We start from the raw sequence: 9,207 nt of genomic DNA on the forward strand, positions 1-9,207 counted from the left end.
CCCCACCCGTCCCACTGGGACCGCCGACGTGAGGATGGCGCCATGCACCCCGCTTGCGATCTGAGTGTGCGGATCAACCGCCGTGAGCAGATCTTCGTGCTCACCGTGCGGGGCGAGGTCGACTACGACGACGCCGGTGACTTCGAACGTGCCTGGGAGGCGGCCGACCGGGCGGCGATGCCCGTCACGGCGGTGGACCTCGCGGAGGTCACCTTCGCCGACAGCACGCTGCTCAACGCGCTCATCCGGGCCCGCCACCGCCATCAGGCCGACGGCAGGGCCCTGGTGCTGGTCGGCCCCCTCCGGGCGGCCGTCAGCCGGCTCCTGGAGATCAGCGGCACCACGGAGCTGTTCACCGTCACCGACGCCCGGCCAGGCTGAGGCGACGCGGATCCGGGCGGAGGCGGTGCGAATCCGTGCGGAGGCGGCGCGGACCTCGCAGGTCCAGTTGGTGCGCGGAGCGAGCCAGGCGTCGCCCTCGTGTCACACGCGCCGCGGCGGCCGTGAGTGACCGCGACGGCTTCCTTCACGACGGGTCCGGGCCGCCTCCGTACGGATCCGGAGCCTCCGTACGGAAGGCTGACCGACCTGACGGCGTTGCGCTGGGGCGCCCCTGGTCCGGACGGACGAGGGGCTGGCAGGGCGACGGCAAGGAGGCGCCGCCACCGCCCTCCGAGCCCGGGACCTCCCTCGCCTTCCGGGTCGGCCTGTACCCGACCGTCGTACTGCTGACGCTCGCGCTGTCCCCCTGCACCTGCCGCTCTGGATCGGCCTGCTCGTGGGCAACCTGCTCGCCTGGCCTCCGGACCGGTCAAGTGGGTGCTCCCTGAGGCGCCTACGCCGTTCATGTCCTGGGGGCAGCGGGCTGCGATCCTGAAGCGCCAAGAACCCCACCGCGGCCAAGCTCTACCTCAACTGGCGGCTGTCCACCGGGGAGCAGCAGGCCGCCACCAACGGGTCGGTCCGTACGGACGTGGTTCCGCCGGCGGGCCTGAAGCCCGTCTGGCAGTACCCGAACGGCAACCTCGACGGATTCCCCCGTTTCATGGCCGACCGCGCCGGGGTCGAGCGCTGGAAGCAGACGTTCGCTCTGTACTTCGGAGAGGTCAGGGGAGGCCCGTCGCCGGGCTGGCTCGGACTGCGCCCGGGCGCCTGACCCCGACTCCCGCCGCGGCCGGGCAGGCCGTCCTCCGGACGAGGGCCGCCTGCCCGAGCGGCCACCGGCTGCTCCGGCACTCCCCTTGCGGCGACCGCAGCGCGGCCGACCGCGGCCGAGGGGCGTCCGCCGTGCAGGTGCGGTCCGGCGGCCTATGCGGAGGCCGGGCCGGTTCGGGCGAGGCGGACCATGGCGCGGAACAGGGTGGCGGGTGCCGGGGCGTCGGGCACCGCGGGGATCGGCGCGTCGGGGGCGGCGTAGGAACGGAGCATGTGCCCGACGAGGCGGCGCCAGGTGTCGGGCGCGGCGGCGAAGGGTCGGTGTTGAGCCACTCGGCGAACTTCAGGGCCTCGGGTATGTGCTTGGCGCCCTGGAGGACAGCCGTGGAGGAACCTCCCCAGTTCGCGGACACGTTCGAGCCCCCGGTCCACTGCGGCATGGGTGCGACCGCCCACTTGCCGGTGGTCTGAGGGGCGTTCCCGCTGATGATGGCGTCGCCCCACTGGGCACTGACGCACGAGGTGATGGCGCCGGTCTGCAGGTCCTTGTACCAGCCGTTGGTGAAGTCGGGTTCGGTCTTGATCACTCCCTTGCTGCGCAGCTTGTCCCAGAAGGCGGCGACGTTCAGGGTCTGCGGGGAAGCGATGTTCACCGACCAGGTGTCGCCGTTCACGCCGAACCACTTGGCGCCGGCCTGCCACGCGAGTGCCGTGAACCAGGCGGAGTTGCCGGCGGGGAAGGTGCTGATGTAGGCCTTCGGGTCGGCGCTGTGGATCTTCTGCGCCGCCTGGGCGAACTCGTCCCAGGTGGCGGGCGGCTTGATGCCCCACTTCTTGAACAGGTCGGAGCGGTAGAAACAGGCCCCACTGCCATTCCACGAACTTCGACTTGTCCTTGTCCGCGCCGTACCGGGACAGGTTCACCAGGCCGTTCTCCAGCAGGAACGAGGGGATCTCCTGGTATTCCACCTGTGCCAGGTCGGGCGCGTTGCCGCTCTGGAGCGCGGCGCGCATCTTCGCGTAGCCGCCGCTGCTGCCCGCCGGGATCTTCTCCAGTTTCACGTGGATGTCCGGGTGGGTGGCGTTCCGCCTGGCGACGGCCTTGTCGACACCGGGAACCCACGACCAGAAGCGCAGGTCGACCTTCTGGCCGGGCTTGACGGGTGCCTGGACCGCGGGGTCCTTCGAACCGGTCGAACCCCCGCAGGCGGAGATCGCCAGGGAGGCGGCTGCAAGGGTCAGTGCGAGGGCGCCCCGGCTTCTGCGGCGGGGTGTGGTGCGGCTCATGGGAGGAGGTCCTTCCTGGTTTCGTACTGAAGGTGCCTGTGGCATGCAGGTCAGTTTCGGAAGGGCATCGTCACGCCGTCCAGATATATTCATAATTAATTGAAACAGCTATGGTGGGCGCATAGGCAGTCACGAGGGGAGACACACGCGATGACGCAGTGCCGCAGGATGGACGGACGGGTGGCGGTGATCACCGGCGCCGCCCACGGGATCGGCGCGGCCACGGCGCACCGACTCGCGTCCGAGGGGGCCCTGGTGGTGGTCACGGACGTGGACGACACCGCGGGCAAGGAGGTCGCGGCCGCCGTCGCCGGCCGGGGAGGTCGCGCGGAGTACGTGCGCTGCGACGTCACCTCGGCCGCCGACTGGGAGCAGCTGGCCCGCCACGTCGGCGAACGTCACGGGCGGCTGGATGTGTTGCACAGCAACGCCTTCGCCCAGCTCAACAAGCCCGCCCACGAACTGAGCGAGGCCGAGTGGGACGGTCAGATGGCCGTGCTGCTCAAGCCGGCCTGGCGGGCGATGAAGACGTTCGCGGCGATGCTGCGCGAGGCCCGGGGCTGCGTCGTCCTCACCTCCTCGGTGCACGCGGTCATCGGCCTGCCCGGGCATGCCGCCTACGCCGCCGCGAAGGGTGCGCTGTGCTCGCTGGGGCGGCAGTTGGCCGTCGAGTACGGTCCGGAGATCCGGGTCAACACGGTGTTGCCCGGCCCCATCCTCACCGCCGCCTGGGACGGCATCCCGGAGCCCGAACGGGCGCGCAGTGTGGCGGCCACGGCGGCCAGGCGGTTCGGGCAGCCGGAGGAGGTGGCCGCCGCCGTCGCCTTCCTGGCATCCGCGGACGCCTCCTACGTGACCGGAGCCAGCCTGGTGGTCGACGGAGGGTGGAGTGTCATGAAGGAGTCCTCGTGAGCAGTGCGCACAGAACTTCGGGGCCTGAACGGAGACGGAGAACGTGGTGACCCATCCCGGCAGGGGGCTGCACGGCCAGGCGGTGGAGGAACTGGGCCGGCGCATCATCCGCGGCGACTACCCCCCGGGCTCCGTCGTGGACCCGGCCAACTTCGAAGCGGAGCTCGGCGTCAGCAAGACCGTGGTGCGCGAGGCCCTGCGCGTGCTGGCCTCCAAGGGCCTGCTGGAGTCGAAGCAGAAACGCGGTACGACCATCCGGCCCCGCGCCGACTGGAACCTGCTCGACAGCGACCTGCTGCGCTGGCAGGGCAGCAGCGCGCCCACCGACGGCTTCCTCGGGGACCTCGCCGAGGTCCGCGCGATAGTGGAGCCCGCCGGAGCCCGGCTCGCCGCCGCCCGCCGCACCGCGGCCGACCTGCACGCGATGCGGCAGGCACTGACGGCGATGGCGGCGGCGGACAAGGACGCGGAAGCCATGGTCGAGGCGGACCTGGCTTTCCACCGCGCCCTGCTGGACGCCGCGCACAACGAACTGCTCAGCCGCATGGAGGTCGTCATCGAGGCCGGTCTGCGGGTGCGCGACCGGATCGTGCACGGAGCGCGGCACTTCTCCGACTCCATCCCCGTGCACCAGGAACTGCTGGACGCGGTCGAGGCGGGCGATCCGGACGCCGCCGTGGCCGCCGTGGAATCCCTCCTGGCCCAGGCCTCCGACGACCTCGCGGCCGTATGCGCGAGCCAGGACACAGCCGGCGCCGACCCGCTTCCGAAGGAAGTGCCTTGAAGATAACCACACTTGAGACCTTCCTGGTGGCTCCGCGCTGGCTGTTCCTGCGCGTCGCCACCGACGAGGGCATCACCGGCTGGGGCGAGCCCGTGATCGAGGGCCGCGCGGAAACCGTGCGTGCCGCCGTCCACGAACTGGCCGACCATCTCGTCGGCCGGGACCCGCTGCGCATCGAGGACCACTGGCAGGTGCTCACCAAGGGCGGCTTCTACCGGGGCGGCCCCATACTCTCCAGCGCCGTCGCCGGCATCGACCAGGCCCTTTGGGACATCGCCGGCAAGACCTACGGCGTCCCCGTCCACCGCCTCCTCGGCGGCCCGGTGCGCGACCGGGTCCGCATGTACGCCTGGATCGGCGGCGACCGCCCCGGCGACGTGGCCGAACTCGCCGAGGAACAGAGGGAGGCGGGCTTCACCGCCGTCAAGATGAACGCCTCCGCCGAACTCGCTCCGGTCGACACCCCGGCCCGCACCGCCGAGGTCGTCGAACGCGTCGCGGCCGTCCGCGAGGTGCTGGGCGACGAGCGGGACATCGCCGTCGACTTCCACGGCCGGGCCTCCACCGCCATGTCCCGCCGCCTGCTGCCCCAACTGGAGCCGCTGCACCCACTGTTCGTCGAAGAGCCCGTCCGGCCGGAACACTCGGGCAACCTGCGCAGCCTGGTGGAGTCCACGAGCATCCCCCTCGCCACCGGCGAACGCCTGTATTCGCGCTGGGACTTCCGCGAGGTCATGGCCAGTGGCATCGCCGTCGCCCAGCCCGACCTCTCGCACGCCGGCGGCATCTCCGAGGTCCGCCGCATCGCCGCCATGGCCGAGACGTACGACGTCGCCCTGGCCCCGCACTGCCCGCTCGGCCCGATCGCCCTGGCCGCGAGCCTGCAGATCGCCTTCTCCGTCCCGAACTTCCTCATCCAGGAACAGAGCATGGGCATCCACTACAACGAGCAGTGCGACCTGCTGGAGTACGTGATGGACCCCGAACCGTTCCGCTTCCAGGACGGACACGCCGTCGCGAGCCCCCGGCCGGGGCTGGGCGTCGACATCGACGAGCAGGCCGTCCGCCGGGCCGCCGAGACCGGACACCGCTGGCGCAACCCCGTCTGGCGCGGCCCCGACGGCGCGTTCACCGAATGGTGACGGCCGTGCAGCCGCCGCCCCTGAACCGAACCCGCAGAGAGAGCCCGCTTTCGTGAACCTGGTGGAAACCCTCCGGCACCACCGCGTGCTGGCGATCGTCCGGGGCAAGGACCCCGTCGCCGCCCTGCGCACCGTACGCACCCTCGTGGACGAGGGCATCGCCGCCGTCGAGATATCCCTGACCACCGCCGACGCCCTGACCGTCATCAGGCAGGCCCGCGCCGCGCTCGGCCCCGACGCCTACCTCGGCGCCGGCACGGTGCGCTCCACGGCGGACGCGGCCCGCGCGGTCGACGCCGGGGCGTCGTACCTCGTCACCCCGGCCCTGGTCGACGATCTGGCGCCGTTCGGCGTGCCCGTGCTGATGGGCGCCCTGACGCCGACCGAGATCGAGGCCGCCCTCGCACGCGGTGCCGACGCGGTCAAACTCTTCCCCTCCTCCCTCGGCGGCCCCGGCTATCTGCGGGCCCTGCGCGACCCGTTCCCCGAGGTGCCCTTCGTGCCCGTCGGGGGAGTGGACGCCCAGGCCGCCCGCGACCACCTGGCCCGGGGCGCCCTCGCCGTCGGCGTCGGCTCACCGCTCGTCGGCGACGCCGCCGACGGCGGCGACCTGGACCGACTGCGCGCCCGGGCCGCCGAGTTCCGCGCGGTGGCCGCCGGGGGCACGTCGTGAGCGCGGACCGCCAGGGGCCGCCCGAGGTGGTGACCTTCGGCGAGACGATGGCGGCGCTGCGCGCCCCCGGCCCCCTGCGGATGGGCGGCAGCCTCGGCCTCTCCGTGGCGGGAGCCGAGTCCAACGTCGCCATCGGCCTCGCCCGGCTCGGACACCGGGTGCGCTGGGCAGGCCGGGTCGGCGCGGACGAACTCGGCGCCCTGGTCCTGCGCACCCTGCGCGCCGAGGGGATCGACATCGGCCACGCGGCCACCGACGACGCCGGACGGCCCACGGGACTGCTGCTGACCGAACCCCGCCTGGGCACACTGACCCGCGTCAGCTACTACCGCGCCGGTTCGGCGGGTTCGGCCGTCACACCGGCCGACGTACTGCCCGCGCTGGCCTCCGGATCCCGCGTCCTGCACCTGACCGGCATCACCCCGGCGCTCAGTGCGTCGGCGGCCGAGACCGTCCTGGCCGCCGCCACGGCCGCCCGTGACGCCGGCATCACCGTATGCCTCGACGTCAACTACCGCTCCAGGCTGTGGACAGCCGATCGCGCCCGCGCCGCCCTCCGGCCGCTGCTCGCCCACACCGACCTGCTCGTCGCCTCCGAGGACGAGTTGCCGCTGGTGCTGCAACAGCCCGACGCAGGTGAATCGGCGGCCGTGAAGAGTCTGCTGGACGCCGGCATCCAAGAGGTGATCGTCAAACGCGGCGCACACGGCGCGACGGTCGTCACCGCCGACGCGACAGCCGACCGCGCCGCACGGCAGGTCGACGCCGTCGACCTGGTCGGCGCGGGCGACGCCTTCGTGGCGGGGTACCTGTCGGGACTCCTGGACGGCGCGGACCTCCACGCCCGGCTGGACCGGGCGGTCACCACGGCAGCCTTCGCCGTCGCCACCCGGGGCGACTGGGAAGGGCTCCCCACCCGCGACGAACTCGCCCTGTTCGACGAACCCGACGGCACAACGGTCCGCTGAAACCGAACGGAGGCGGCTCATGACCCGAAGCAGGACGGAACTGGCGTATTTTCAGAGGCTGAAGACGAGTTCGGCCTGGTCGCGCCTGGTGGTGTGCAGGTCCCAGTAGACGGGGGAGATCTCCTCGGGCTGGGCCGTCGGGAAACCGGGAACGGCCGGGGTGCCGATCGAGACGTCGATGCCGACGTGGGCGGCCTGGATCCCGGTGCCGTCCAGCTCCTTGTGCAGGTTGACGGCCCAGTTGCGGAGCGCCGCTGCGGCGGCGTTGACGTTGCCGACCTGGGGGACGGGGTCGATGGAACCGGCGCCGGTGGTGTAGAGCAGGGTTCCCGCCCCGGCCTCGCGCATCGCGGGCAGCACCGCCTGGGTGGCGGTGATGGCGCCGTAGAGCTGGAACTCGATCTCATGCTGTACGTGAGCCGGTTCGGTCTGGGCGGGAGTGGTCATGACGGTGCTGAGCCCGGCGACGGGGGAGTACTCCAGGACGTCGATGCCGCCGAACTGCGCGGCGGCATCCTGGAGCGCCTTGCCGAGGGCGTCACGGTCGAGGACGTCCGCGGGGAAGGCGGCGGCCTTGATGTCCTCCGTGGCGAGCTGTGCCACGAGGGTGTCGAGCTTCCCGCGGTGGCGGGAGACCAGGGCGACGTCGAAGCCCTGGGAGCCGAAGGTGCGAGCGATGGCCAGGCCGAGCTGGGGGCCGGCCCCGATGATGGCGATGCTGGTCACGGTGGGTCCTTTTCGTAAGGCGGACATGGAAGCGGAGTATCCGGTAAGTCCTATCCGGTTCAAGATCCGGATAGGGCCTTCCGTTTCGCTGCGTCCCCCACGGTACCACTCAAACTGGATAGGGCAATCCGGTTGCTAGGCTGGCCGGTATGACTCGTGGCGACCAGCATCCCGACGCCCCTGCCGCTCAGCCGTTGCGCAGTGACGCCGAGCGCAACCGGGAACGGATCATCGCCGCCGCGCGCACGGTCTTCGCGCGGGACGGCCTCAATGCCTCCATGGCGTCCGTGGCACGCGAGGCGGGGGTGGGGATCGCCACCATGTTCCGGCGCTTCCCCACCAAGGCGGAGCTGGTCGACGCCGTCTTCATCGACCGCATGACCGCCTACGCCGACGCGGTCACCGCCGCCCTCGGCGACCCGGACCCCTGGCACGGCTTCGTCGGCTACGTCGAGACCGTCTGCGCCATGCAGGCCGCCGACTACGGCTTCGCCGACGTGCTGACCACGACGTTCCCCGCCGCCAAGGCCCTGGAGCACCGTCGCAACGCAGCGTACGAGGGCATGGTCGAGCTCATCGGCCGCGCCAAGGCGACCGGCCGCCTGCGAGCCGACTTCGACCCTTCGGACCTGCTGCTGGTGCACATGGCCAACGCCGGCGTCGTCAACGCCACCGGCGACGCGGCACCCGACGCCTGGCGGCGCGTCGTCGCCCTGCTGATCCAGTCCTTCGAAGCCCCGGCCCGCGGCCCGCTGCCCGCCTCGCCCGAACACGACGCCCTCTACCAGGCAATGCTCCGTCCAGGCCCGGCGGGCGTCGCAGCGTCCGAGTCGGGCGGTTGACCGAGGAGAGGCGCCGGTCCGCACGGTGACGTGACGCCGCGCGTATCGGGGCGATGCCGTGGTGGCGGCAGTTGTACGTCCAGGTGCTGGTGGCGATCGTGATCGGCATCGTGCTGGGCCGGCGCCGGCCGGATCTCGCCACCGACATGGAGCCGATCGGCACGACGTTCATCACCGCGATGAAGATGCTGACCGGCCCGATCGTCTTCCTCACGATCATCGGTGGCATCGCCGGAGTCGCGGACCTGAAGAAGGTCGGCCGTACCGGCGTCAAGGCGCCCGCCTACTTCCAGGCCGGCACGCTGGTCGCGCTGCGGACCGGACCAGGGATGCCGGCAGGACTGTCGTGTTGCGTCGGGTCACCGACGCGGGAGGGGCGATCGCTGTCACGGCGCGATGTTGTGCCTTGTGTTAGCCTTACGCATTTGCGTGGTCGTCGCGGTGAGCGAGTCGCCAGTTCGTCCGCTTGTGCGTGGGCTGTTCGATCCTGCCGGGCCTTCCTCGGTTCGTCCCTCTCCGGAAGGCTGTTCATGAAGCATCCCGATGACTCCGGCATCGCTCACGGCGGTCCCGCCCAGCCCGAGGCCAGGACCCCGGCGCTGCCCCCGGCCGTCTCCTTCGCCGGTCTGAAACTGCCGGTGGAGGTGGTGCGGACACTGGCCGGACTCGGGGTGCGCGAACCCTTTCCGATCCAGGCCGCGACACTGCCCGATGCCCT

The 9,207-nt window shown here is 71.7% G+C and carries 10 protein-coding genes and 3 pseudogenes; 9 read left to right on the forward strand and 4 right to left on the reverse strand.

What is annotated here, in order from left to right; translation table 11 throughout:
• Positions 1-42 precede the first annotated feature (42 nt).
• Both JF597_RS20035 and JF597_RS20040 read left to right on the forward strand, forming a co-directional pair.
• Positions 43-381: an STAS domain-containing protein gene (locus tag JF597_RS20035; protein WP_293996498.1), complete on the forward strand. Its 339-nt coding sequence runs from the start codon at positions 43-45 to the stop codon at positions 379-381.
• 414 nt (positions 382-795) lie between these two features.
• Positions 796-1,156 (forward strand): annotated as a pseudogene (locus JF597_RS20040) (ABC transporter substrate-binding protein); the annotation flags it as partial.
• Positions 1,157-1,308: 152 nt separating this feature from the next.
• On the opposite strand, the gene JF597_RS20045 reads toward JF597_RS20040, so the two are convergent.
• The 3 genes and pseudogenes from JF597_RS20045 to JF597_RS20055 all read right to left on the reverse strand — a co-directional run.
• Positions 1,309-1,488, reverse strand: coding sequence for a hypothetical protein (locus tag JF597_RS20045; RefSeq protein WP_293996536.1), 180 nt, complete (start codon positions 1,486-1,488; stop codon positions 1,309-1,311).
• A 44-nt stretch (positions 1,489-1,532) separates the two neighbouring features.
• A pseudogene (locus tag JF597_RS20050) lies at positions 1,533-1,997 on the reverse strand (extracellular solute-binding protein); the annotation flags it as partial.
• 109 nt (positions 1,998-2,106) lie between these two features.
• Positions 2,107-2,535: pseudogene (locus JF597_RS20055) on the reverse strand (hypothetical protein); the annotation flags it as partial.
• 57 nt (positions 2,536-2,592) lie between these two features.
• Here JF597_RS20055 and JF597_RS20060 point away from each other — a divergent pair.
• The 5 genes from JF597_RS20060 to JF597_RS20080 are packed head-to-tail and all read left to right on the forward strand — an operon-like array spanning position 2,593 to position 6,921.
• Positions 2,593-3,354 (forward strand): SDR family oxidoreductase, encoded by a 762-nt coding sequence (locus JF597_RS20060; RefSeq protein ID WP_293996500.1) that lies wholly within the window; start codon positions 2,593-2,595, stop codon positions 3,352-3,354.
• A gap of 43 nt (positions 3,355-3,397) precedes the next feature.
• Positions 3,398-4,138, forward strand: a complete 741-nt coding sequence (locus JF597_RS20065) for a FadR/GntR family transcriptional regulator (protein WP_293996502.1) — start codon at positions 3,398-3,400, stop codon at positions 4,136-4,138.
• Positions 4,135-5,280, forward strand: a complete 1,146-nt coding sequence (dgoD, locus tag JF597_RS20070; protein WP_293996504.1) for a galactonate dehydratase — start codon at positions 4,135-4,137, stop codon at positions 5,278-5,280. Before JF597_RS20065 ends, dgoD begins: the two co-directional genes overlap by 4 nt.
• Positions 5,281-5,332: 52 nt before the next feature.
• A complete protein-coding gene (locus tag JF597_RS20075) occupies positions 5,333-5,953 on the forward strand; it encodes a bifunctional 4-hydroxy-2-oxoglutarate aldolase/2-dehydro-3-deoxy-phosphogluconate aldolase (RefSeq protein ID WP_293996506.1) in 621 nt (206 codons plus the stop codon).
• Positions 5,954-6,000: 47 nt separating this feature from the next.
• Positions 6,001-6,921, forward strand: coding sequence for a sugar kinase (locus tag JF597_RS20080; protein WP_293996534.1), 921 nt, complete (start codon positions 6,001-6,003; stop codon positions 6,919-6,921).
• A gap of 51 nt (positions 6,922-6,972) precedes the next feature.
• Here the strand turns inward: JF597_RS20080 and JF597_RS20085 are convergent, their stop codons facing one another.
• The gene (locus tag JF597_RS20085) at positions 6,973-7,647 is read right to left on the reverse strand and encodes an SDR family NAD(P)-dependent oxidoreductase (RefSeq protein WP_293996508.1); all 675 of its coding nucleotides are present in this window, start codon (positions 7,645-7,647) and stop codon (positions 6,973-6,975) included.
• A 149-nt stretch (positions 7,648-7,796) separates the two neighbouring features.
• Between JF597_RS20085 and JF597_RS20090 the strand changes: the two genes are divergently transcribed.
• Positions 7,797-8,489, forward strand: a complete 693-nt coding sequence (locus JF597_RS20090; RefSeq protein WP_293996510.1) for a TetR/AcrR family transcriptional regulator — start codon at positions 7,797-7,799, stop codon at positions 8,487-8,489.
• 71 nt (positions 8,490-8,560) lie between these two features.
• A partial coding sequence (locus tag JF597_RS20095; RefSeq protein WP_293996512.1) for a cation:dicarboxylase symporter family transporter occupies positions 8,561-9,207 on the forward strand: 647 nt, incomplete at its 3' end.

The organism is Streptomyces sp., from assembly GCF_019510245.1.
Lineage (GTDB): Bacteria > Actinomycetota > Actinomycetes > Streptomycetales > Streptomycetaceae > Streptomyces.